Source organism: Arsenicicoccus dermatophilus (assembly GCF_046267915.1).
Taxonomy (GTDB): domain Bacteria; phylum Actinomycetota; class Actinomycetes; order Actinomycetales; family Dermatophilaceae; genus Arsenicicoccus; species Arsenicicoccus dermatophilus_A.
Map to the genome: position 1 here is coordinate 2,348,222 of NZ_CP176520.1, position 24,309 is coordinate 2,372,530.

The window sequence follows — 24,309 nt, forward strand, 5'->3', positions numbered from 1 at the left end:
CCGGCCGGGCATGCCGGCGCCGGCGGGGGTCCAGGACGGACGACGGCGGCCGCACCCGGGTGGGTGCGGCCGCCGTCGGCGTACGGCCCGGGTCGTCAGAGGTTGATCATGTGACCCGCGATGCCGTGCAAGGCCTCCTTGACGGCCTCGCCGAGGGTCGGGTGCGCGAAGACGACGCGCGAGACCTCGTCGGCCGTGAGGTCCCAGGTCTGCGCGACGTTGAGCGCCGGGAGGAGCTCGGTGACGTCCGGGCCGATCATGTGCGCGCCGAGGATCTCGTTGTACCTCGCGTCGGCGACGATCTTGACGAAGCCCACCCCCTCGCCCAGGCCCATGGCCTTGCCGTTGGCGGAGAAGGGGAACGACGCGGTCTTGACCTCGTGGCCGGCGTCCCTGGCCTGCTGCTCGGTCAGACCCATCGAGCCGATCTGCGGGTGGCAGTAGGTCGCCCGTGGCACGAAGCGGTAGTCGATCGGCATGGTCTCGGCGCCGGCGATGGTCTCGGCGGCGACGATGCCCTGGGCCTCGGCGACGTGGGCCAGCATCATCTTGGCCGTGACGTCGCCGATGGCGTAGACGCCGTCCACGTTGGTGCGCATGTAGTCGTCGATCTCGATGGCGCCGCGCTCGGTGAGCTTGACGCCGATGGCCTCCAGGCCGTAGCCCTCGGTGCGCGGCGCGAAGCCGATGGCCGACAGGAGCTTGTCGGCCTCGAGGACCTGGGCGTCGCCGCCCTTGGCTGGGGTGACGGTGACCTTGACGCCGGAGCCGGTGTCCTCGACGGACTCGACCTTGGTGCCGGTCATGACCTTGACGCCGAGCTTCTTGTAGTGCTTGAGGAGCTCCTTGGAGACGTCGGCGTCCTCGGTCGGGACCATCCGGTCCAGGAACTCCACGATGGTCACGTCGACCCCGAAGTTCTTCATGACGTAGGCGAACTCGACGCCGATGGCGCCGGAGCCCGCGATGATGATCGAGCCGGGCAGCTCCTCGGAGAGGATCTGCTCCTCGTAGGTCACGACGTTCGTGGAGACCTGGACGCCGGGCAGCATCCGGGTGACCGCACCCGCCGCGATGATCAGGTTGTCGAAGGTGATGCTGCGGGTGGAGCCGTCCTCGGCCTTGACGTCCATCGACTTCGGGCCGGTGAGCGTGCCCCAGCCGTCGATCTCGGTGATCTTGTTCTTCTTCATCAGGAAGTGGACGCCCTTGACGATCCCGGCCGAGACCTGACGGCTGCGGGCGTGCGTCGGGCCGTAGGACATCGTCGCGTCGCCCTCGATGCCGTACTTCTTCTTCTCGTGCGTGAGCGTGTGCGCGAGCTCGGCGTTCTTGAGCAGCGCCTTGGACGGGATGCAGCCGACGTTGAGGCACACCCCGCCCCAGTACTTCTTCTCCACGACCGCGACCTTCTTGCCGAGCTGGGAGGCCCGGATCGCCGCGACATACCCGCCCGGGCCTGCACCCAGGACCACAACATCGAAGTCAGCCATGGCTCCTACCCTACCCATCCCCCGCGCCGGTTCCCCGCTCACCGTCCTTCGTGCATAACGATCCTTCCTCGATCGAGTCCATGCACGGGAATGGTCCGACACCACCTGGACCTGCGGCTCTACCCTCGCGAGCACAGCACCCTCCCGCGCGAGACAGGAAGCCTCCTCATGAGCCTGACCGACGACCGGGTCCGTGCCCTGCGCACAGACCCCGACCGACCCCCGGTGGCGGTCGAGGAACCCGCCACCCTCACCCCCGCCCGCAAGGGCATCTTCGCGCTGATCGCCGTCGTCGCCGCCGTGGCCTGGACGATGCTCGCCGTGGTCCGCGGCGAGCACGTCAACGCCGTGTGGGTCGTCCTCGCGGCCGTCGGCAGCTACGTCATCGCGTTCAGCTTCTACGCCCGACTGATCGAGTACCGCGTCGTACGTCCCCGGGACACCCGGGCGACCCCCGCCGAGGAGCTCGACAACGGCAAGGACTTCATGCCGACCGACCGGCGGGTGCTGTACGGCCACCACTTCGCGGCCATCGCCGGCGCGGGCCCGCTCGTGGGCCCGGTGCTCGCCTCCCAGATGGGTTACCTGCCCGGCACGCTGTGGATCATCCTCGGCGTGATCTTCGCGGGCGCGGTGCAGGACTACCTCGTGCTGCACCTGTCGATCCGTCGTCGCGGCCGCTCGCTCGGTCAGATGGCCCGCGACGAGCTGGGCTTCGTCGGTGGCTGGGCGGCCATCCTGGGCGTGCTGTCGATCATGATCATCCTGATCGCGGTGCTCGGGATCGTGGTCATCGGCGCGCTCGCCGAGTCCCCCTGGGGCGTCTTCTCGATCGCGATGACGATCCCGATCGCCCTGCTCATGGGCGTCTACCTGCGCTACCTGCGCCCCGGCGCGGTCAACGAGGTCTCGCTGATCGGCGTCATACTCCTGCTCGCAGCCGTCATCGGCGGCCGCTGGGTGGCCGAGTCCTCCTGGGGTGCGGAGTTGTTCACCCTCTCCCCCAAGGCCCTGGCGCTGTGGCTGTGCGGCTACGGCTTCGCCGCCTCGGTGCTGCCGGTGTGGCTGCTGCTCGCGCCGCGCGACTACCTGTCGACCTTCATGAAGGTCGGCACCATCGTGGTCCTGGCCCTCGGCATCGTCCTCACGGCCCCGACCCTGCAGATGCCGGCCGTCACCGGCTTCGCGCACACCGGCAAGGGCCCGGCCTTCGCCGGCTCGCTGTTCCCCTTCCTGTTCATCACCATCGCCTGCGGGGCGATCTCCGGCTTCCACGCGCTGATCAGCTCGGGCACCACCCCCAAGCTGATCGAGAAGGAGTCGCAGGCCCGGATGATCGGGTACGGCGGCATGCTTACGGAGTCCTTCGTCGCGATCATGGCGCTGATCACCGCGTGCATCCTGGACCAGCACCTGTACTTCGCCATGAACGCGCCCAAGGGCCTGACCGGCGGCACCGCCGAGAAGGCCGCCGCGTGGGTCAACACGCTGCCGCTCACCGCCCCGGGCGGTGGTCGGCTGGAGCCCGCGACCGCGGCCAAGCTGACCCAGGCGGCCGCCGACGTCCACGAGAAGTCGATCGTGTCCCGCACCGGTGGTGCCCCCACCCTGGCCCTGGGGATGTCCCAGGTGATGTCCTTCTTCGGCGGCGCGGGGATGAAGGCCTTCTGGTACCACTTCGCCGTGATGTTCGAGGCGCTGTTCATCCTCACCACGATCGACGCGGGGACCCGGGTCGCGCGCTTCATGTTCTCCGACGCCATCGGCAACATCCCCGGCCTGCACCGATTCAAGGACCCCTCGTGGGTGGCCGGAGCCTGGATCTGCTCGGCCGTCGTCGTGCTCGGCTGGGGCTCGATCCTGGTCATGGGCGTGACCGACCCGCTGGGTGGCATCAACACGCTGTTCCCGCTGTTCGGGATCGCCAACCAGCTGCTCGCCTGCATCGCGCTGTCGGTGGTGTTCGCGGTGGTGGTCAAGCAGGGCCTGGTGCGTTGGTCCTGGGTCCCCGGCATACCTCTCGCCTGGCTGCTGGTGGTCACCATGACCGCGTCGTTCCACAAGATCTTCAGCAGCAACCCCGCCATCGGGTACCGGGCCAACCACGACAAGTTCGTCGCGGCCAAGGCCGCGGGCAAGGTCGTGGCGCCGGCCACCTCGGCCGCCGACATGGACTCGGTCATCCGCAACACGACCATCCAGACCGGACTGTCGGTGCTCTTCGCCCTGCTCGTGATCATGGTCGTCGTGGCCACCGTGCTGACCGCGCTCAGGGCCGGGCGCGCCGGGGGCCTGCCCACCTCGGAGGAGCCGGACGTCCCGTCGCGGATCTTCGCTCCTCGGTCCTTCCTGCCCACCCCCGCCGAGAAGGCCGTCCTGCAGGAGTGGAAGGCCGCCGGCCTGGACCCCTCCCCGCAGGGCGTACACCACTGAGCCGGGACCGCCCGTGAGAACGCCGAGCCTGGCCTCCGCGCTGCGCACCGCCCGGTGGTACTGGCGCGGGGTGACCGGGGCGGATGCCTACGAGCGCTACGTCGCCCACCTGGCCCGGGAGCATCCGGACGCCCCCCTGCCGAGCGAGCGGGAGTTCTGGCGGCAGAAGTACGCCGACCAGGAGCGCAACCCCGCCTCGCGCTGCTGCTGATCCGTCGCGAACCGATGACGGCCCGCCCCTGGGGGCGGGCCGTCATTCGTTGCGTCCGGCAACGCTGCGTGTCGGGTGTGCGACACTGCGCCCATGTCGGACCGCCCCACTCCCTCGCCGAGCGCCCGGCGGCGGTCCGAGCGACGCCGGCAGAGCATCGCCGAGGAGTACGCCAAGGACGTGGAGACCTACGTCGCGGCGGGCGCCGACAAGCAGGTCCAGCGGGTCATGACCGCGGTCAACCGGGTCTCCAAGCAGCTCGAGCGGTGGTACGCCGCGCAGCTCGCCGACGTGGACCTCACGTCCGGCGAGTGGGCCGTCCTCGCCCGGCTCGCCACCGCCGGCGGCCGCACCCACACCCCCAGCGAGCTCGCCGACCTCACCGGGGTCGTGCCGTCCTCGATGACCCACCGGCTCGACAAGATGGTGGACAAGGGCCTGGTCGACCGCGCACCGGACCCGGACCACCGCTCACGGGTGCTCATCTCCCTGTCGCGAGGCGGCTGGGAGCGGTTCCGGGAGATCGTGCGCGCCGCCGACCTCGTCGACGCGGAGGTCCTCGCCGTCCTCAGCACCGAGGAGCAGGAGCAGCTGGCCGGTCTGCTGGACACCGTGATGCGGGGTCTGGACGACCTGGTGGAGCCGGCGGCGCCGCCCCCCCGCCCCTAGCGACCTGCCGGGGGCGGTCGGATCCGCCGGGCGTCGTCGCCCAGGCGAGTCCGACCGCCCCCGGCAGGTGTGCGCTCAGGCCTGGGGGAACCAGATCCCGATCTCGCGCTCGGCCGACTCCGGCGAGTCCGAGCCGTGGACGACATTCCGCTGCACGCCCGGTCCCCAGTCGCGGCCGAGGTCACCGCGGATCGTGCCGGGGGCGGCCTTGGTCGGGTCCGTCGCGCCGGCCAACGAGCGGAAGCCCTCGACGCAGCGGTCTCCCTCGACGACGGCGGCGCAGACCGGGCCGGAGCTCATGAACTCGAGCAGCGGCCGGTAGAACGGCTTGCCCTCGTGCTCGGCGTAGTGCCGGGCCAGCCGGTCGACGTCCGGGGTGAGGATCTGCAGCTGGGCCAGGCGGTAGCCCTTGGCCTCGATGCGGCGCAGGACCTCGCCGGTCAGTCCGCGCTCGACGCCGTCCGGCTTGACGAGGACGAGGGTGCGCTCGGTGGTGGTCTCAGTCATGGTCCCACCCTAGCGATCACGACCCCGAGGCGAACCCGCCTGGACTGGTGATGGCGGGTGCACCCTCGGGAACCGGACGTCGCCGGGACGGCGCAACCTGCGCCCTCGCTCTTTACGCCCGCCGGGCGGTGGTGCCAAGGTCCAACCGGCCCGTCTGCGCTCTCGCTGTCGACCCGACACCCGCGCCGGGCCTGGGGAGGAGCACCACATGTCGCGCGTCGTCGCGAGGAGCACGCTCGCGCTGGCCTGCGCGGTCGGCGTCGCAGGGATCGGGGTCGGCACGCCCGCGAGCGCGGTCGAGGGGCCCGGTGCGCCCGCCACCCCGCATGCGGCCGCCGCGCTGACCCCGGCGGAGCACGCCTTCCTGATGGCCGGTCACCAGCTGCTCGTCCCGGACCTGCGCAGCGTCCTGAAGATGTCGATCCTGGACACCTTCCAGGTCCGCAGCGCGGTCAAGGACCAGGACGGCACCACGCACAGCCGCGTCGACCGGTACTACCGCGGCCACCTCGTCGTCGGCGGCGACATCGTCATCACCCGGGACCGGTGGGGCAAGCTCCTGGGCTACCACGCGGTGTTCACGGGCCCGGTCACGGTCGATCTCACGCCGAAGCTCTCCTCCGCCCAGGCGCGGGGCAAGGCCCTCGCCGTCGCCAAGGCGCGCCAGGGCTTCCTGAACGGTCTGGCGCTGACCTTCGACCAGGTGGTCGTGTACGTCGACCGGGCGGGCTCGCAGCGCCTCGCCTACCAGACCAAGGCGGTCGGGCTGGACCCGCAGGGCACGCCGGCGCGGGTGAACGTCCTCATCGACGCCACCACCGGGGCGACCCTGCGCGCCTACGACGAGATCCGCGGCGCCCGCCACGGGGCGGCGCGGGCAGGTGGCGCGAACTCCGTCACCCCGCCCCGCTCGCCTGCCTCGATCTCCTCTCCCCTGCTGTCGGTGTGGGGCGAGGCCAGCGGCATCGGCAAGGGGGTCCGCACCGGAACCTCCACCCTGACCACCACGCGCCGGATCGACGGGAGCTACGAGCTGCGCAACCCGCGGACCGGGAACTGGACCACGGACTCCCGAGGGACCACCTCGACCGGGGAGGTCGTCACCAGCCCCGGCAACGTGTGGGGCGACGGGACGCCCGCGTCGGCCGCGAGCGCCGCCGTCGACGCGCAGATCGGCGCCGACCGGACCTTCGCCTACTTCAAGGACGTCCTGGCGCGCAACGGGATCTGGGACAGTGGCAAGGGCGTCCGGTCGCGGGTGCACTACGACCAGAGCTACGACAACGCCTTCTGGGACGGCGAGCAGATGTCGTACGGCGACGGCGCGGGCAACGCTCGTCCGCTCACCGAGATCGACGTCGCGGGGCACGAGATGACGCACGGGGTCACCGAGCAGAGCGCGGGGCTCGTCTACGAGGGCGAGGCGGGCGGTCTGGACGAGGCGACCTCCGACATCTTCGGCACCGCGGTGGAGAGGCACGCGGCTCTGCCCTCGGACCCGCCGGACTACGTCATCGGGGAGGTCATCGACCTCAACGGTGACGGGACGCCGCTGCGCTACCTCGACAAGCCGTCGCGAGACGGGGTGAGCCCTGACTGCTGGTCCCCCACGCTCGGCACCCTCGATCCGCACCTGTCCTCAGGACCGCTGAACCACTGGTACTACCTGGTGTCGGAGGGCTCGGGGGCCAAGCGGATCGGCGCCAACCGGTACGACAGCCCCACCTGCGGCGCTGGCCGGGTCACAGGTGCCGGTCCCGAGGTGGCCGAGCGGGTCTGGTATCGCACGTTGACGACCAAGCTGACCTCCACCGCGACCTACGCCGAGGCCCGGGAGGGCGCGATCCGGTCGGCGGTCGAGCTCTACGGCACCAACAGCCCGCAGTGTCGGTCGGTCGCGCAGGCCTTCGACGCCATCGCGGTCAAGCCCGGCAAGGCCACCTGCGCCGAGTGGGTTCGCCCCTGACCTACCGGGGGCGGTCGGATCTGCCGGGCCTCGTCGCCCAGGCGAGTCCGACCGCCCCCGGTAGGTCCGACGACACCGGGCGAGTGCGACCACCCTCGGCGGATCAGGCGTTCAAGAACTCCCGCGGCGCGAGCGGACGGGCGACCACGCGCAGGTCCCCGAGGCCGCCGCGGAACACCTTGTCGAGGACGTCGGCGTACTCGTAGGCGCCGACCAGCCAGCGCTTTCCCAGGGTGGCGAGGCCGCGGTTGGCGGTGGCGGGATTGCGGACGACCGGGCAGCCCTCGACATACATCGTGGTGTGCCTGGTGTCGTTGACGACCGCGACGTGCCACCACCGGTCCAGGCGCAGCTCGTGTCCCCAGCTCGTGAGCGAGGTGTCCAGGCTGCGGGGATAGACGCACCACTGCAGCTCGCGGGCGCCGGACAGGCTCAGCGTCGCAAGCGGCTCGTCGGGGTCGCCCGGCTTCTTGCCGGCCGCCTTTGCGGTGCCCTGCCGTGACAGGAGCGCGGTCCAGGCGTCGCGCCCGGTCCAGGCATCGGGCAGGCGGAAGAACGCCTCGACGGTGTAGCCACGTTCGAAGGTCTCCGCGTTGAGGGGCGCCCCGTCGACGGTGCGCAGGTGGTCGCCGTCCTTGGCGTCGGCGCCGCCGAGCCGGATGCTGGCGTGCCCGGGCTGGTCGGGGTGGAAACCCGGGTCGACCCGCACGGGCGTCGAGCCCTGGGCGACCACCTCGAGGTCGTTGCCGTGGCCGGACAGGTCCCGGACCCGGGAGCCGCGGGCGAGCGTGCCGCTGCCGGAACCGTCCCAGCGCCAGTAGGCCAGCGTGCCGGGCACGAGGAGCTGCGCGGCGGGGCGGGCGGGCCGCACGGGCGCCGGCGCGAATCCCCTGAAGCGCTCGGCGAAGTCGATCTCGACGGTGAACCGGTCCAGCGGCCCGGTGACGACGAGCTCCTCCTGCATGAGCTCGTTGCGGCGGGCGGGGTCGAGCTGCTGGACCCAGGGGGCCAGGGTCTCCACGTCGATGACGCCGCGGGCCAGGTCGAAGCGGTAGAGCCGCATCATGGCCGCGCCGCCGTAGTACCGCTCCTGGTAGTTGGCCAGGTGGCAGTGGACCTCGTGCCCGGCGGCGTTGCGCCGCACGAGCCTGCCCGAGGGCCAGAAGTGCCCGTTGACGGTGAGGATGACCTGGTCGTGGTCCTTGACGAGCCGGTCCCACAGGGTGCGGCCGTAGTCCGAGAGGACGCCGACCCCGTCTCCGGTGTCCGCACTGACCATCTCGTGGGTGGTGAGGATGGTCGGCAGGTGGCGGTATGCCGCGAGGACGCCTGCCGCCCAGGCGAATCCCTGCGCCGACAGCCGCCAGTCGAGGGACAGCAGCAACCACTGCCGGCCGGCGCCGGTAAAGGTGTGCGCGCTGTTGTAGCCGTCCGGGCTGACCGCCACCACCCCCGGCTGCCCCACCCGGGGGCGGAACCGCGACAGATAGGGCGAGGGTCCGCGCTGGTCGTCCGTGCGGCTGCCCACGTCGTGGTTGCCCGCGAGCGTGGCGAAGGGGATCCGGCTGGCGCGCAGGCGATCCCAGGCCCGGGAGATGGCGTCGACCTCCCGCTGGGCGCCGTTCTGGGTGAGGTCGCCGAGGTGGGCGAGGAAGGCGATGCCCTGGCGGTCGCGCTCGGCGTGCAGGTAGGCCAGGGAGGAGACGACCGGCTCGGGGTGGATCGCGTCGTCGTCGAAGAGGTACTGCGTGTCCGGCATGACCGCGAGCGTGAACTGCTGGGCGCCGACCTGCGGTCGTCGGTGCGTGGCCTGCGTCGCCAGGACCTCGATGTCCTTGCCGGTGCCCGCGGCGCCCGCAGGGGTGGCGGTGTTGAGGACGAGCCCGCCGAGGCCGGCTGCCGCACCCCCGGTCAGGACGGCGCGGCGGGAGGGGGACGAGGTGATGTCGCGGCACATGGCTCGCACGCTAGGCGGCACGGATGGCGGTCCGGTCGCCCGAGGGCGACGGCCAGGTGAACGCGGGCGGGCCCTGCGGCCCTGCGGCCGAGCAGACCTGCCGGGGGCGGTCGGACCCGCCTGGGCGACCAGGCCCGGCGAGTCCGACCGCCGCCGGTAGGTCAGACGGGGGGGTGGTCGGCGTCGTAGCGGCGCTGCGCGTCGTCGGCGAGGTCGTCGATCTTGTGGCCCTGCACCAGGGAGATCACCCACAGCCCGCCGAAGATCACGAACACCCAGAACATCATCGGCACCCACCAGGTCGCGACGAGCGTGGCCAGGTGGATCAGCCAGCCCAGGGTCACCCCCCAGGGGCGGCGCAGCAGCCCGGCGGCGAGCACGCACAGCACCGCCGTCACCGCCCCGGCCGTGAGCGCGGCGGTGCCGCTGCCCCCGTGCGCCTTGTCCAGCGCCATGGCGACCAGCCCTCCGAAGAGCACGACGCAGGCCTCGGAGCCGATGACCGTGCCGAGCAGCCGACGGGTGAGCTTGCGGGGAACGCCGTACAGCATCAGGCCGTTCACGCCGTCGTCACCCCCAGCAGCATCCGGGCCTCGGCGGCCGTCGTGATGGAGCCGGTCGCGACCACGCCGGCCCCGGCGCCGCCCGCCATGGCGTCGGCCTCGGCGATCTCGGCGGCGCGCTCGAGGGCGTCGGGCAGGGCGTCGACCACGGTGACCCGGTCGTCGCCGAAGACCTCGCGGGCCAGCCGCCCGAGGGCCTGCGGCGCGAGCGAGCGCGGGGACGTCGACCGGGTAACCACCACCTCGTCGAAGGCCGGCTCGAGCTCCTCGAGGATCCCCATCACGTCCTTGTCCTCCAGGATCGCGAGCACGCCGACCAGGCGGGTGAAGGTGAACGCGTCGCTGAGCGCGCGCCGCAGCGACCGGGCGCCGTGCGGGTTGTGCGCCGCGTCGACGATCACCGTTGGGCTGCGCCGGACGACCTCCAGCCGGCCGGGCGAGGTGGCGGCGGCGAGGCCGGCGCGCACGACGTCCGGGTCGAGCGGCTGCTGCCCCCCGCCGAGGAAGGCCTCGACGGCGGCGACGGCCAGGGCCGCGTTGGCGCCCTGGTGCTCGCCGTACAGCGGCACCAGCAGGTCGTCGTACTGCCCGGCGAGGCCACGGATCGTCAGGAGCTGTCCGCCGACCGCCTGCTCGCGGGTGAGGACCTCGAAGTTCGCTCCGGCCCAGGCGATCTGGGCGCCCACCTCCTCGGCGCGGGCGACCAGGATCTCGACGACCTCCGGCTCCTGGGCGGCGCTGACGGTGATGGCGCCCGCCTTGATGATCCCGGACTTCTCCTGCGCGATCTGCTCGATGGTGTCCCCGAGCAGCCGCTGGTGGTCGATGCCGATCGGGGTGATCACGCTGACCTGGCCGTCGGCGACGTTGGTGGCGTCCCAGCGTCCGCCGAGGCCGACCTCGACCACGGCGACGTCGACCGGGGCGTCCGCGAACGCGGCATAGGCGACGCACACGATGACCTCGAAGTAGCCCATCGGACGGCGGCCCTCGGCGGCGAGCCGGGCGTCGACGAGCTCCACGAAGGGCAGCACGTCGTCGTACGCCGCGACGAAGCGCTCGGCGCTGATCGGCTCGCCGCCGATCGCGATCCGCTCGCGGATGTCGTGCAGGTGCGGCGAGGTGAATCGCCCTGTCGTCAGGCCGTGCTCGCGCAGCAGGGCCTCGACGAGCCGGGTGGTGGAGGTCTTCCCGTTCGTCCCGGTCAGGTGTATGACGGGGAAGGCGCGTTGCGGGTCGCCCAGCAGCTCCATCACCGACTGCACCCGCTCGAGCGAGGGATTGGCGTCGTTCTCGGGGATGCGGGCGAGGATGTCCCGCTCGATCTCGCGCATGCGGCGCATCGTGTCGAGCCGCTCGGCGGCCTCCCGCTGCGCGTCGGGCCGTCTGCCGTGGCCGGGGCCGCGGGGGGTGGGCACGACGCCGGTGCCGAGGAGCTCGTCGAGCTCGGCGCTGCCGAGGGTCTCTCCCAGAGTCTGGTCGTCGGCACCGCCGACGTGACGGCCGGGCCCGTCCGTGGTGCCGTCGGCGTGACCGCCGGCGCCGCGCTCGCTGCCGCTGCTGCCGTCGTCGGTGGGCCGGTCGAGGTCGGTCATGCGAGCTTCCTCACCAGGAGGCGGGCGGTGTGGCCGTCGCCCACCTCGACGTCGGTCGTGCCCTCGCCGCTGATCGCGTCCAGGGTCGGCGCCGAGCCGAACTGCGCGCAGAGGGTCTCCTCCACGAGCAGGTCCTGGTGGTGGACGGTGGCGTCGTAGACCTCCTGAGATCCGGTGACGGTCAGGGAGATCCGGTCGGAGATGTCCAGGCCGGCGTCGCGGCGGGCCTGCTGGACGGCGCGGACCAGGTCGCGGGCCAGACCCTCGCGGGCGAGCTCGGGGGTGACCTCGGTGTCCAGCACGAGGAAGCCGCCGCCGGGCAGCATGGCGGTGGCGTGGGAGCCCTGTTCGCCGCCGGCGACCACGGTCTCCAGGGTGTACTCCCCCTCGACCAGGGCGATGCCGCCAGCAGTCACCACACCCTCGGGCGAGAGCGACCAGTCGCCGGACTTGGCGCCCTTGATCGCGGCCTGCACGTCCTTGCCGATGCGCGGGCCGGCGGCGCGGGCGTTGACCGAGAGGCGCTGGCTGATGCCGAAGTCCGCCGCGGACACCTCGGACACGTCGCGCAGCGTCACGGTGCGCACGTTGACCTCGTCCTTGACGATGTCGGCGAAGGGCGCGAGCTCGGCGGCGCCGTCCGTCACGACGGTCAGGTCGGCGAGCGGCAGTCGCACGCGCAGGTTCTCGGCCTTGCGCAGCGAGGACGCGACCGAGCAGATCTCGCGGGCACGGTCCATGCGGGCGACCAGCGCGTGGTCGCTCGGCAGGGACTCGACGTCGACCCAGTCCTGCAGGTGCACCGAGCGACCGCCGGTCAGGCCCCGCCAGATCTCCTCGGTCACCAGCGGCAGCAGCGGCGCGCAGGTGCGGGTGACGACCTCCAGGCAGGTGTACAGCGTGTCGAAGGCCTGCGTGGCGACGGTCCTGTCGGCGGACCCGGTGTCCCAGAAGCGCTCCCGCGAGCGCCGGACGTACCAGTTGGTCAGCACGTCCAGGAAGCCGCGCATGGTCTCGCACGCCGACGCGACGTCATACCCGTCGAGCTGGGACTGCATCTGCTCGACGAACTCGCGCAGCTTCGCCAGCAGATAGCGGTCGAGCACGTCCTCGGAGTCCGTCGACCACCGCGCCTGGTAGCCCGCGCCGCCGTCGACGGCGTTGGCGTAGAGCGAGAAGAAGTACCACGTGTTCCACAGCGGGATGAGCACCTGGCGCACCCCGTCGCGGATGCCCCGCTCGGTCACGACCAGGTTGCCGCCGCGCAGGATCGGGCTGGACATGAGGAACCAGCGCATCGCGTCGGCCCCGTCCCGCTCGAAGACCTCGCGCACGTCGGGGTAGTTGCGCAGCGACTTGGACATCTTCTGCCCGTCGCTGCCGAGGACGATGCCGTGGCTCAGGCAGGTCTTGAACGCCGGCCGGTCGAACAGCGCGGTGGCCATGACGTGCATGGTGTAGAACCACCCCCGCGTCTGCCCGATGTACTCCACGATGAAGTCGCCGGGGAAGTGGTGCTCGAACCACTCGCGGTTCTCGAAGGGATAGTGCACCTGGGCGAAGCTCATCGACCCGGACTCGAACCAGCAGTCCAGGACGTCGGTGACGCGGCGCATGGTGGACCGGCCGGTCGGGTCGTCCGGGTTGGGCCGGGTCAGCTGGTCGACGAAGGGACGGTGCAGGTCGGTGACCGTGACCCCGAAGTCGCGCTCCAGCTCGGCGAAGGAGCCGTAGACGTCCACCCGCGGGTAGGCCGGGTCGTCGGACTTCCACACCGGGATCGGGCTGCCCCAGAAGCGGTTTCGCGAGATCGACCAGTCGCGGGTGTTCTCCAGCCACTTGCCGAACTGGCCGTGCTTGATGTGCTCGGGGGTCCAGCCGATCTGCTCGTTGAGCTCGAGCATGCGGTCCCGGATCTTGGTCGTGGCCACGAACCAGCTGGAGACGCCCTTGTAGATCAGCGGCTGCCGGCAGCGCCAGCAGTGCGGGTAGGAGTGCTCGTAGGTCTCCTGGCGCAGCAGCACCGTGCCCTCGGTGACCGAGCCGGTCTCGCCCTCGCCGCGGGTGACGGCCTTGAGGTGCTTGATGATCGGGGCGTTGGCCTCGAAGACGTGCTGTCCCTGGTACTCCTCGACGGGTGCGGTGAACCGGCCGTCGCCGCCGACCGGCATGACCGCCTCGATGCCCTCGCGGTCGGTGACGACCTTGTCGTCCTCGCCGAAGGCCCCGGCGGTGTGGACCAGCCCGGTGCCGTCCGTGGTGGTGACGAACTCCGCCGGCACCAGGCGGAAGGCGCGGTCGTGGCCGCGGTAGTAGGAGAACGGCGGGTCATAGGTCAGCCCCACGAGGTCGGCGCCCTGGTGGCGCTCCAGCACCCGCTCGGCCACGTCGGCCTTGGCGTCGCCGAAGAGCTCGCGGGCGTAGGCCTGCAGCCGCGGCTCGGCGAGCAGGTAGCGCTCGGGTCGGCCGGTGGGCAGGTCGGACTCCACCACGACATACGTGATGTCCTCCCCCACCATCACGGCGAGGTTGCTCGGCAGGGTCCACGGCGTGGTCGTCCAGATCAGCGCCTTGACGCCCTCGAAGGGCCCGGGCGAGGTGATGCGGTAGCCCACGGTGACGGCCGGGTCCTGGCGCTGCTGGTAGACGTCGTCGTCCATGCGCAGCTCGTGGTTGGACAGCGGCGTCTCGTCGTTCCAGCAGTACGGCAGGACCCGGAAGCCCTCGTAGGCCAGCCCCTTGTCGTGCAGCTGCTTGAACGCCCAGATGACGCTCTCCATGTACTCCGGCTCGAGCGTCTTGTAGTCGTCGTCGAAGTCGACCCAGCGCGCCTGCCGGGTGACGTAGTCCTGCCACTCGTCGGTGTAGCGCAGCACCGACTCGCGGCACTCCTTGTTGAAGGTCTCCACGCCCAGCTCGTGGATCTCCTCGGTGGTCCTGATGCCGAGCTGGCGCATGGCCTCGAGCTCGGCGGGCAGGCCGTGGGTGTCCCAGCCGAAGCGGCGCTCCACGTGCTTGCCGCGCATCGTCTGGTAACGCGGGACGATGTCCTTGACGTAGCCGGTCAGCAGGTGGCCGTAGTGCGGCAGGCCGTTGGCGAAGGGCGGGCCGTCGTAGAACACGAACTCGTTGGCGCCGTCCGCACCGGCCGGGCGCTGGTCCACCGACGCCTGGAAGGTGCCGTCCTGGTCCCAGTAGCGCAGGATGCGCTCCTCGATCTCCGGGAAGCGCGGGCTTGGCTGCACGCCGGCGGGGGCGTCGGGCTGCTGCGGGTCGGTGGAGACCTGGGGATAGGTCATGGGGCGGGCTCCCTGGTGGTCGCTGAGATCATCTCTGCACGAGGACGAGATCCGGTCGTATGCCGGAAGACCCGCGGTACCACCTCGCTTGCCGGCACGCCTGGGGCGCACCGGCCGCTCTGGCCGAAGGCTGTGACGGGCCCACCCGTCCGGGTCTAGTGAGCCCCCTGCCGCTGTCGTGCGTGCTGGGCGCCGTTCTTCCGGAGACTCGCCGGTGATAGCGGCTCGGACGTCTGTGCCCCATCGTATCCGAGCGGCAGGGTCGCCAGCCACCGTCCCGGTCCACGGCGGGCGCGCCTCAGGGCCGTGATCCCTGCCCCTGTCGTGACGGGCCCGAGGACGCCCTGCGTAGCATCGACGAGGTGATCGGCTCCCGACCGGACGACGTCTCCGCCCTGCTCGACCGGTCCGCAGGATCGTGATGGGGCAGCGACGCAGGGGACGCGTGGCCGACCTGGTCCGGCGCCGTCGGACCGCCGTACCCCCTGGCGCGATGGCCCTGACCGTACGGCTGCTCCGGGCGGCACCTGGGCCCACGGTCGGGCTGGTCCTCACCGAGACCGCGCGGTCGGCGACGGCCGCCTGGCAGGCGGTCCTCGCCGGGTCCCTGGTCGGGGCCCTGTCCTCCGGCGGCGGCTGGGGCGCCCCGTTGCTCCTGCTCGGGGCGACCGTGCTGGCGCTGCCGGCCCTGCAGCAGCTCTCCCGGGTGCTGACGACCATGGCCGAGGGCGGTCTCCTGCTGGCCCTGCGGCGGGACGTCGCCGTCGGCTCGCTGTCGGCGCCGACGCTGGACCACCTCGACGACGAGGTGGCCATGCGTCGGCTGCGCTCGACGGTCCGCGACGTCGACAGCTGGGTGGTCCGTGAGTCCGTCGACATGCTGCGGTCCCTGCTGGGCGCCCGGCTGGCCGGCATCGCGTTCTTCGTGGTCGCGGCCCGGTGGAACCTGCTGGTGGCGACGTCGGTCGCGATCTGCGCGTGGTGGCTCGGCCGGGCGAGCCGGCCCTTCGTCACCTCCGTCCTGGGCGGCTGGCAGGACGAGGGTCACGGCGACGAGGACCGCGCGCACTACCTGACCCGGCTGGCGGTCGACCCCCTGAGCGCACCTGAGGTGCGCGTCTTCGGTTGGAGCGGGTGGCTGGACGAGTCGGCTCGCGCCCTGCGGCGGCGAGCGCGGGAGTCCTCGGCCTCGGCGCGGGCGAGGTCGATGAGGCCCCTGGGACGGGCCTTCCTCCTCTCGCTCGTGGTGATGGGCCTCGGGGTGCGGGCCCTGGTCCTGGACGGGCTGAGCGGCGGCATACCGCCCGGTGACGTCGTCACGGTCACCCTCGCGCTGGTCGGCATCGCCGCCAGCCTCGGCCCGCAGGGGGATCCTGAGTACTTCGTGCGCAAGGCCGCGGCGGTGGTGGCCGAGGCGCAGCGCCTCCCCCAGGTGCTGGCCGGAGACCGGCCGGTCGTCGCCGATCGACCGCGCAGCGCCGCGGACCGGCCCGTGCCCCGGGGTGAGGGAGTGCGACTGGTCGACGTGACCTACACCTACCCCGGCGCCTCGGCGCCAGCCCTGGACCACGTCACCGTGCTGCTCCCGCCCGGGCAGCGCGTCGCCCTCGTCGGCGCCAACGGCGCGGGCAAGTCCACCGCGCTCTCGCTCGTCGCCGGGCTGCGCCGCCCCTCGACGGGGCAGATCGTGGGCCTGCCCCCGGCACCGGGCACCGACCTGGTCGCCGCCGTCTGGCAGGACCCGCCACGCTATCGCCTCACGGTCCGGGAGAACCTCACGCTCGGCCTCGCCGCCGAGGACTCCCAGCTGCGGGACGTGCTCCGCGGCGTGGGGCTCGACGCGCACGTCGCCGGTCTCCCCCGAGGCCTGGACACCGTCCTGGAGCCGGGCGAGGCGGAGGGGGTCGACCTCTCCGGAGGACAGTGGCAGCGGCTCGCCCTGGCGCGGGCGCTCCTGCGGGTGCGTCGCGGGGCGCAGGTCCTGCTCCTGGACGAGCCGACGTCCGCCTTGGACGCCCACGCCGAGCTCGGCGTCTTCGCCACGGTGCTCCAGGAAGCCGGAGCCGCCACGATCGTCCTGGTGTCCCACCGGATGGCAGCGGTGCACCAGATGGATCGGGTGCTGGTCCTGGAGCACGGGAGGATCGTGGAGGACGGCCACCCGCACGAGCTGCTGGCCGAGGGCGGTCGCTATGCCGAGATGTTCCGCACCCAGGCCGCCCGCTATGCCTCCCAGGACCGGACGACGGAGGTGTCCCGTGCGTGAGTCCCTGCGTGCCCTGACCTTCCTCGTCGCCGTCTCGTGGCGGGTCTCTCCGCGAGCGCTGATGGTCGTGGTCGTCCAGTCCCTGCTGAGCCTGGCCCAGGCGGCCATGCCGATGCTGCTCGGCCTGCTGGTCGCGGGCCTCGCGGCACGCCACGGCGGCCAGGTCGCGCTGGCCGCCGCCCTGATCGTGCTCCTGGGGGCCGCTCCGCTGGCCGTCCAGATGGCAGGCATCAGCGCCCGGATCGCCCTCGTCGACGCGGTCGGGGACGAGCTGCTCGCCAGAGCCACCCGGGCCGTCGCGGACACGCCCACGCTGGACCTCTACCAGGACGGACGAGTCACCCACGCCATCCGCCTCCTGCACGAGCAGAAAGGAGTCCTCGGTGGCGCGGTGAACAGCAGCCTGCACTCCGTGCTGGCCATCGTCTCGCCAGTCGCCGTCGCCACGGTGGCCCTGACGGCCGACCTGCGCCTCGGCCTGCTGCTCCTCGTGTCGGCGCTCCAGGTCACCCTGACCGGTGCCGTGGTGCGGATGGACGAGCGGGCCGAGCAGGCGAGCGCTCCCCCAGGAGCCTGCGCGGAATACCTGCTGTCCCTCCTGGCCGAGCCAGGCCCCGGGGCCGAGCTGCGCGTCGTGGGCGGGCAGGCCTTCCTCACCGAGGCGATCCTGGAGCGGACCCGGCAGTGGCAACGTCCGCGGCTTCACCGCGACGTCACGGCCGGCCTGGTGATGATCGCCTCGTCCGCGGTCTATGCGGCGGTCGCGCTGGGCGTCCTCGCGTGGATCATGACCGACCTGTCCCGGGGACACGTCACCCTGTATGCCGCCACGGTCGCCGTGTCCACCGCGACCACCACCCACGGCACCTTCCGGGGGATCCAGGCCGGGCTGCGCGAGCTGGCAACGGTGGGGCGGACGGTCGGCCATCTGCGCGCCGTGCTCGCCGCGGCCGACCAGGAGAGCTCGAGGCGCGACACGAGCGACGTCCCGCCCGGCGACCGCACCCGGGGGCTCACCCTCGACCGGGTCCGGGTGCGTTATCCCGGCGCCCAGACGGACGCCCTCGCGGAGGTCAGCCTGACCATCCCACCCGGCAGCGTCGTCGCGCTGGTCGGCAGGAACGGCGCCGGCAAGAGCACCCTGGCCCAGGTGATCCTGGGGCTGCTCACCCCGACGGAGGGGCAGGTCGCCATGGACGGCGTTCCCCTCGCCGCGCTCCCGTTGACGGCCTGGCACGCCCGCTGCACCGTCGTCGTCCAGCAGCACGCGCGGCCCGAGCTCACCGCCCGGGAGGCCGTCGCCGCCGGGGACCTCCGGGCCCCCGACCGTGAGGAGGCCGTCCGGGGCGCGCTCGACCGCGCCCACGCCCACGAGGTGATCGAGAGGCTGCCGGCCGGGCTCGACACCCAGCTCGGCAGTCGCTGGCCCGAGGGCGTCGGTCTCTCCGGCGGGCAGTGGCAGCGCCTCGCCACCGCCCGCGGGATGATGCGCCCCCACTCGTCGCTGACCGTCCTCGACGAGCCGACCTCCGCGCTCGACCCGCACGTGGAGGATCGGTTGCTGGCGGCCTACCTCGACACCGCCCGCACGCGCGCCCGGGACGGCGGCATCACCGTCGTCGTGACCCACCGGCTCGGCACGGCTGCGGCGGCGGACCTCGTGGTGGTCCTGGACGAGGGTCGGCTCGTCGAGTGCGGGACGCACGCGGAGCTCATGCGGCAACCTGCCCGCTACGCCGCGATGTTCACGACCCAGGCCCGCGGCTTCGCCGCCGGCAGCCCGCCGGAGGGGCGCTGAGCGGTCGCCATACGGCGTGAGGGGAAGGCCGGGTGCGCGACGATGACATGTCGTGCACCGGGCCTTCCCCTCGTGGGGGCGACGATCGGCTCAGGCCAGGCCGAGCTCGCGCGCGCCCTCCCACAGCGACTCGCGCACGTCGGGGTGCGCGGCGTTCTCGATGATGTTGCGCGCCTGGACCTTCTCCTCGTGGCCGAAGACCTCGGCGACGCCGTGCTCGGTGATCACGGCGGAGTGCTGGAAGGACGTGGTCGGCTCGGTGAGCATCGGCACGATGGTGGAGACATTGGCCTTGGGGTGCCAGGAGCGCAGCGCCATCATGGCCTGCCCGCCGCGCGAGTGCAGGGCGCCGACGATGAAGTCGGTCTGCCCGCCGAAGCCGGAGTGGATGCGCGCCTTGATCCGCGAGGCGTTGGCCTGGGAGAGCAGGTCGACCTGCAGCGCGGTGTTGATGGAGGTCATCTGCGGCTGCTTGGCGATCTGACCGGGGTCGTTGGTGATCTCGGTGCGGCGCATGATGACGCGCGAGTTCAGGTGGCACCAGTCATAGAGCTCCTGGGAGCCGAAGGCGAAGGACGCGACGATCGGGCGGGTGTCGTCCAGGGCGCCCGCGCGGTCCAGGGTGAGCACGCCGTCGGAGAACATCTCGGTCCAGATGCCGAGGTCGTGCCGTCGGGCCAGACCGGGCAGCGTCGCGTCGGGGACGGCGCCGATGCCGAGCTGGAGGGTGGCACCGTTGCCGACGCGGCCGGCGACGAGCTCGCCGATGTGGGCCGTGGCGGCGTCCGGGGCGGCCGGGCCGTGCTCGGAGGCGATCGACTCGTCGGCCTCGAGGAAGGCGTCGAAGATCTCGACCGGGAACTCGCCGTCGCCGTAGGTGTAGGGCATGTGCTTGTTGACCTGGGCGACGAGCAGTCCGCCGCGCTCCTTGACCGCCTCGATGGCGGCGACCATGACGTTGATCTCCACACCGAGGGAGACCTTGCCGTTGATCGGCTCGGAGACGTGGACGGCGGTGATGTCGGGGGCCATCGTCGAGCGGAAGAGCGCGGGCACCAGGGACAGTCGTGCCGGGGTGTAGTGCAGGGTCGGCAGCTTGCGCATGCCGACGCCGACGAAGCAGGACTCGTGGCTCACGCCCTCGCGGGTCGAGATGCCCGCCGGCGCGTTGAGCATGTTGAGGCGGTACTCCGGCAGCGCCTCGTCGATGACCTTGAGCAGCGCCCACGGCGGGACGTGGTTGCCGGTCGCGACGACGCGGGGGTTGGCAGGGGCCTGGGCCAGCAGGGTCTTCATCTGCTCGCTCGTGACGATGTTCATGGCACATACCTTGCCCGACGCCTTCCCGCGCGCCGGAACCGCCCCCTGACTAGGCTTTCTCCATGAGCCAATGGTCAGACCCCACCCCGCCCGAGGCGCTCGCCGCCGCGTGCACGCGCGATCCCGCCGAGCTCGCCCGGCACGCCCAGGACGCCGCGCTCGGCATCCCGGCGCCGGAGGACTTCACGCTGGTCCGGGCCCGGGACCTGGACGACGTGGTGGCGGCGCTGGAGTGGGCCGCGGCCGAGCGGCTGCCGGTCGTCCCGCAGGGCGCGCGCACCGGCCTCGCCGGGGGCGCGGTCCCCCTGGAGGGCGGGATCGCGCTCAACCTCGAGGCGATGAACGCCATCGAGGACGTGGACCCGATCGAGGCCCTGGCGGTGGTCCAGGCGGGCGTCATCACCTCCGAGCTCAAGTCCGCGGCGAGCGACGCCGGCCTGCACTACGGACCCGACCCGGCGTCCGTGGCCATCTCCACGGTGGGCGGCAACGTCGCGACCAACGCGGGCGGCCTGTGCTGCCTGAAGTACGGCGACACCGCGGCGTCGGTCCGGGCCCTGGAGGTCGTGCTGCCCGGGGGCGAGGTCATGCGCACCGGGCACCGCACCGCCAAGGGCGTCGCCGGGCTCGACCTCGCCGGCCTGTTCGTGGGCTCGGAGGGCCAGCTCGGCGTCGTGACCCGCGTCTGGGCGAGCCTGGGGCCCCGGCCCGAACAGCCGGCGACCGTCCTCGCGACCTTCCCCACGCTGCGGGCGGGCTGCGACGCCATCGTCGCCCTGCGTCGCGAGCGCCACCGCCCCAGCCTGCTCGAGCTGATGGACGGGCCCACCGTGGCGGCCGTCCAGGCGTATGGCGACTACGGCTACCCGCAAGGGGTGCAGGCCGCCCTGCTCGTGCAGTCCGACCGTCCGGGGCACACCGCCGAGGACGTCGCCCGCTACGCCGAGGTGTGCTCGGCGGCGGGGGCGGCGACGGTCGAGGTGGCGACCACGCCCGAGGCGTCGCACACCCTGATGGCCGGGCGCCGGGCGATCTCGCACGCCCTGGACCGGCTCGGGCACAACCTCACCGAGGACATGTGCGTGCCGGTGCAGGCGCTGGCGGAGTTCATCGAGCGCGGCTACGAGATCGGCGAGCAGCACGGCACCCGGATCGTCACGGCCGGGCACGGCGGCGACGGCAACATGCACCCGACGGTCTACTTCGACCCGGCCGACCCGGACCAGACCCGGCGGGCGCACGACGCCATCACCGCGCTGGTGGCGGTCACCCTGGAGCTCGGCGGCACCATCACCGGTGAGCACGGGGTGGGGATCCTCAAGAGCGACTGGCTCGCCACCGAGCTCGGCGCGGCGGAGATCGAGCGGCAGCGCGGGCTCAAGCACTTCTTCGACCCGCTCGGGATCATGAACCCCGGACGGGTCCTCTGGCCGACCGCCTGATCAGGGCGCCCCTGGGCCGACCCGAGTGCGAGCCGACCGAGCGGGGGCCGACCGAGCGGGGGCCGGCCCGGTCGCCAGACCGGAGCCCGGCGCCGGAGGCCGGCATGCACCCCGGGGCCGGACGAGAGTCGGGACCCGCGCGGCTCACCCGGCGACACGCCCCGCCGCGTGGTGCAATGAGCCCATGAACCCGACGGACGTCGACCCCTCCGCCGCCTGGCTCAGCCACGAGAGCCTGGAGCAGGCTCGGGAACGCCTGCCGATCCTCTACGTCGACGTGGTGCCGGTGCGGGTCGACGACCGGGGTGAGGTCACCCACCTGGGCACGCTGCTGCGGGTCAGCGGCGACGGCACGGTCGCCCGCGAGCTGGTGAGCGGCCGGGTGCTCTACCACGAGCGGCTGCGGGACGCCCTGCTGCGCCACGTCGAGAAGGACCTCGGTCCGCTGGCGATGCCCCGGATCCCCTTGTCCCCGCAGCCGTTCACGGTGTCGGAGTACTTCCCCACCCCGGGGGTGACCCCCTTTCACGACCCACGCCAGCACGCGGTCGCGCTCGGCTACGTCGTGCCGGTCGCCGGGGACTGCACGCCCTCCCAGGACGCGCTCGACCTGGCCTGGCTCACCCCCGACGAGGCGCGCAGCCGAGGGGTCGCCGAGGAGATGGGGCGCGGCCACGGCACCCTGCTGCGCCAGGCGCTCGCCCACCTGGGCTTCGCCGTCTGAGCGGCGCGCCGGCGACCGCCGGCCCGGGCCTGCTTGGGCCGGCCGGCCGACCGGGGGGAGACTGAGGGGTGCTCGCCAAGCTCCGCCCCGACCCCTTCCTGCTCGCGATCGTCGTCGCCGCCCTCGTGGCGAGCGTCCTGCCGGCCCGCGGCGGCGCGGTCCCGGTCCTCGACACCGTGGTCGCGGTCGCGATCTTCGCGCTGTTCTTCCTGTACGGCGCCCGGCTGTCCCCGCAGGAGGCGCTCGCGGGGCTGCGGCACTGGCGCCTGCACGCGGTGATCCTCGGGTTCACCTTCGCGGCCTTCCCGCTGCTCGGGATCGCGCTGACGCCGGTGCTGCGGCCGCTGCTGGGGGACCCGCTGGCGGCGGGTCTGCTCTACGTCACGCTGGTGCCGTCGACCGTGCAGTCGTCCATCGCCTTCACCTCGGTGGCCCGCGGCAACGTCGCCGGGGCCATCGTCAGCGCCTCGGCGTCCAACCTCCTCGGCGTGGTGCTCACGCCCCTGCTCGTCATGGCCCTGATGACCACGACCGGCACGGTCTCCGTCTCGCCGAAGGCCTTCGGGGACATCGGCGTCCAGCTGCTCCTGCCCTTCGTCCTCGGTCAGGTCGCGGGCCGGTGGATCCGGCCCTGGGTCACGGCCCACGCCGCCCCGCTCAAGCTCGTCGACCGCGGATCGATCGTGCTGGTGGTCTACTCGGCCTTCTCCGCGGGGATGCGCGAGGGCATCTGGTCCCGGGTGACCGGGCCGGCGCTGCTGGGCGTGCTCGTGATCTGCCTGGCGATCCTGGCGTGCATGCTCTGGCTGACCCGGTGGGTGGCCGAGCGGCTGGGCTTCGACCGCGGAGACCAGATCGCGATCCAGTTCTGCGGCACCAAGAAGTCGCTGGCGTCCGGCCTGCCGATGGCGCTCGTGCTCTTCGCCGGTCAGCCGGTGGGCCTGATGGTGCTGCCGCTCATGGTCTTCCATCAGGCACAGCTCATGTGGTGCTCGGCGCTCGCGGCGCGCTACGCGACCGCGCCGGGCCAGGCGGACTGAGCCGGTCCGACAGGTCACGCCGGGCCCGGGTGGTCGCTCGCGCGGCGACCACCCGGACGAGCCCTCAGGAGCGGTGGCGGCCGCCGGTGCCGGCGGGCCTGGTGCCGCGCGGGTCGCCCACCGCGGGTGCGCCCGGCACCGGGTCGACGGCCACCGGGTCCGTCGTCACGACGCCCTTGGCCCGCAGCTCGGCCTCCAGGCGCGCGGCCTCCTCAGGGGAGGGTGCCGTGCCGCCGAGCCGCCGCGGCAGCAGCCGCCGCTCCTCGTCCGGCCAGGCCGGGTAGGCCTCCTGCAGCTCGTGCAGCATGGCGATCATCGTCTCGCGGATCCGCGCGGTCACCTCGACCACGTCGTCCTGCGGGCCGACGTGCACGGGCGGGCCCACCGTGATGCCCACCGGGACGTGGTGGCGACCCAGCCGCCTCGGCAGGGCCTTGGTCCACACGCGCTGCGAGCCCCAGATCGCGACGGGCAGGATCGGCGCGCCCGTCTCCTGGGCCATGCGCACCGCGCCCGACTTGAAGGCCTTGGGCTCGAAGGACATCGAGATCGTCGCCTCGGGGAAGATGCCGATGATCTCGCCGGCCCGCAGCGCGCGCAGGGCGTCGGCATAGGCCCCGGCCCCCGCGGAGCGGTCCACCGAGATGTGCCGCATGCCGCGCATGAGCGGCCCCGCCACCGCGTTGCCGAAGATGCTCTCCTTGGCCATGAACCGCACCAGACGGCCGGCGGGCAGCGCCGCGTAGCCAGCATACATGAAGTCGAAGTAGCCGGTGTGGTTGATCATCATCACCGCCGACCCCTGCCGCGGGACGTGGTGCGCCCCGGTGATCTTGAACCTCGTCCCCTGCGCCTTGAAGAGGGCACGCACCGCCCCGATCACGGGGGTGTAGACCGGGTCCCTCTGCAGCATCTCCCACACACTCGCCATGGTTCGCAGCCTACCCACGGGTCGCCCCGCCCACACCCACCCGAGGAGCCCCGCCCACACCCACCCGAGGATTCGCCCGCCGCGGCGCCCGGATG

General features: G+C 72.5%; 17 protein-coding genes. 9 read left to right on the forward strand and 8 right to left on the reverse strand.

The features are described from left to right. Nucleotides 1–95: 95 nt before the first annotated feature. Entirely contained in the window at nt 96–1,493 is a 1,398-nt protein-coding gene (gene lpdA / locus ACK2IS_RS11190; RefSeq protein ID WP_409483409.1) for a dihydrolipoyl dehydrogenase, read from the reverse strand. Between the two features lie 168 nt (nt 1,494–1,661). Here lpdA and ACK2IS_RS11195 point away from each other — a divergent pair, with 168 nt between their 5' ends. From ACK2IS_RS11195 to ACK2IS_RS11205, 3 genes are all read left to right on the forward strand, one after another. Then, nucleotides 1,662–3,926, forward strand: coding sequence for a carbon starvation CstA family protein (locus ACK2IS_RS11195; RefSeq protein ID WP_409483410.1), 2,265 nt, complete (start codon nt 1,662–1,664; stop codon nt 3,924–3,926). A gap of 13 nt (nt 3,927–3,939) precedes the next feature. Beyond that, complete coding sequence (locus tag ACK2IS_RS11200; RefSeq protein ID WP_409483411.1) at nt 3,940–4,137, forward strand: YbdD/YjiX family protein; 198 nt, start codon at nt 3,940–3,942, stop codon at nt 4,135–4,137. 93 nt (nt 4,138–4,230) lie between these two features. Beyond that, nucleotides 4,231–4,806 (forward strand): MarR family winged helix-turn-helix transcriptional regulator, encoded by a 576-nt coding sequence (locus ACK2IS_RS11205; RefSeq protein ID WP_409483412.1) that lies wholly within the window; start codon nt 4,231–4,233, stop codon nt 4,804–4,806. A gap of 75 nt (nt 4,807–4,881) precedes the next feature. On the opposite strand, the gene ndk is transcribed toward ACK2IS_RS11205, so the two are convergent. Continuing rightward, nucleotides 4,882–5,313, reverse strand: coding sequence for a nucleoside-diphosphate kinase (gene ndk, locus ACK2IS_RS11210; protein ID WP_409483413.1), 432 nt, complete (start codon nt 5,311–5,313; stop codon nt 4,882–4,884). 208 nt (nt 5,314–5,521) lie between these two features. On the opposite strand from ndk, the gene ACK2IS_RS11215 reads away from it, so the two are divergent. After that, nucleotides 5,522–7,279, forward strand: a complete 1,758-nt coding sequence (locus ACK2IS_RS11215; RefSeq protein ID WP_409483414.1) for a M4 family metallopeptidase — start codon at nt 5,522–5,524, stop codon at nt 7,277–7,279. A 103-nt stretch (nt 7,280–7,382) separates the two neighbouring features. On the opposite strand, the gene ACK2IS_RS11220 is transcribed toward ACK2IS_RS11215, so the two are convergent. The 4 genes from ACK2IS_RS11220 to ileS form a co-directional block, all read right to left on the reverse strand. After that, complete coding sequence (locus ACK2IS_RS11220; RefSeq protein WP_409483415.1) at nt 7,383–9,236, reverse strand: LamG-like jellyroll fold domain-containing protein; 1,854 nt, start codon at nt 9,234–9,236, stop codon at nt 7,383–7,385. 161 nt (nt 9,237–9,397) lie between these two features. Continuing rightward, the gene (locus ACK2IS_RS11225) at nt 9,398–9,799 is read right to left on the reverse strand and encodes a DUF4233 domain-containing protein (protein WP_409483416.1); all 402 of its coding nucleotides are present in this window, start codon (nt 9,797–9,799) and stop codon (nt 9,398–9,400) included. Beyond that, nucleotides 9,796–11,142: a bifunctional folylpolyglutamate synthase/dihydrofolate synthase gene (locus tag ACK2IS_RS11230; RefSeq protein ID WP_409485667.1), complete on the reverse strand. Its 1,347-nt coding sequence runs from the start codon at nt 11,140–11,142 to the stop codon at nt 9,796–9,798. Before ACK2IS_RS11230 ends, ACK2IS_RS11225 begins: the two co-directional genes overlap by 4 nt. 248 nt (nt 11,143–11,390) lie before the next feature. Next, nucleotides 11,391–14,693: an isoleucine--tRNA ligase gene (gene ileS, locus ACK2IS_RS11235; RefSeq protein ID WP_409483417.1), complete on the reverse strand. Its 3,303-nt coding sequence runs from the start codon at nt 14,691–14,693 to the stop codon at nt 11,391–11,393. Between the two features lie 493 nt (nt 14,694–15,186). Between ileS and ACK2IS_RS11240 the strand changes: the two genes are divergently transcribed. Together ACK2IS_RS11240 and ACK2IS_RS11245 are read left to right on the forward strand one after the other, a co-directional pair. Continuing rightward, nucleotides 15,187–16,959 carry an ATP-binding cassette domain-containing protein gene (locus tag ACK2IS_RS11240; protein ID WP_409483418.1) on the forward strand — a complete coding sequence of 591 codons (1,773 nt, stop codon included), beginning with the start codon at nt 15,187–15,189 and terminating at the stop codon, nt 16,957–16,959. Then, complete coding sequence (locus ACK2IS_RS11245) at nt 16,952–18,757, forward strand: ATP-binding cassette domain-containing protein (protein ID WP_409483419.1); 1,806 nt, start codon at nt 16,952–16,954, stop codon at nt 18,755–18,757. The genes ACK2IS_RS11240 and ACK2IS_RS11245 overlap by 8 nt, the downstream gene beginning before the upstream one ends. Nucleotides 18,758–18,847: 90 nt before the next feature. On the opposite strand, the gene ACK2IS_RS11250 is transcribed toward ACK2IS_RS11245, so the two are convergent. Further along, a complete protein-coding gene (locus ACK2IS_RS11250) occupies nt 18,848–20,077 on the reverse strand; it encodes an acetyl-CoA hydrolase/transferase family protein (protein ID WP_409483420.1) in 1,230 nt (409 codons plus the stop codon). A gap of 62 nt (nt 20,078–20,139) precedes the next feature. Here ACK2IS_RS11250 and ACK2IS_RS11255 point away from each other — a divergent pair, with 62 nt between their 5' ends. The 3 genes from ACK2IS_RS11255 to ACK2IS_RS11265 all read left to right on the forward strand — a co-directional run bounded on the left by ACK2IS_RS11255 (nt 20,140) and on the right by ACK2IS_RS11265 (nt 23,283). Beyond that, complete coding sequence (locus ACK2IS_RS11255) at nt 20,140–21,519, forward strand: FAD-binding oxidoreductase (RefSeq protein ID WP_409483421.1); 1,380 nt, start codon at nt 20,140–20,142, stop codon at nt 21,517–21,519. Nucleotides 21,520–21,703: 184 nt separating this feature from the next. Continuing rightward, nucleotides 21,704–22,243 carry a DUF4916 domain-containing protein gene (locus ACK2IS_RS11260; protein ID WP_409483422.1) on the forward strand — a complete coding sequence of 180 codons (540 nt, stop codon included), beginning with the start codon at nt 21,704–21,706 and terminating at the stop codon, nt 22,241–22,243. A 68-nt stretch (nt 22,244–22,311) separates the two neighbouring features. Continuing rightward, the gene (locus ACK2IS_RS11265; protein WP_409483423.1) at nt 22,312–23,283 is read left to right on the forward strand and encodes a bile acid:sodium symporter family protein; all 972 of its coding nucleotides are present in this window, start codon (nt 22,312–22,314) and stop codon (nt 23,281–23,283) included. 64 nt (nt 23,284–23,347) lie between these two features. Here ACK2IS_RS11265 and ACK2IS_RS11270 read toward each other — a convergent pair whose 3' ends face one another. Beyond that, nucleotides 23,348–24,214, reverse strand: a complete 867-nt coding sequence (locus ACK2IS_RS11270; RefSeq protein ID WP_409483424.1) for a lysophospholipid acyltransferase family protein — start codon at nt 24,212–24,214, stop codon at nt 23,348–23,350. Nucleotides 24,215–24,309: the final 95 nt, after the last annotated feature.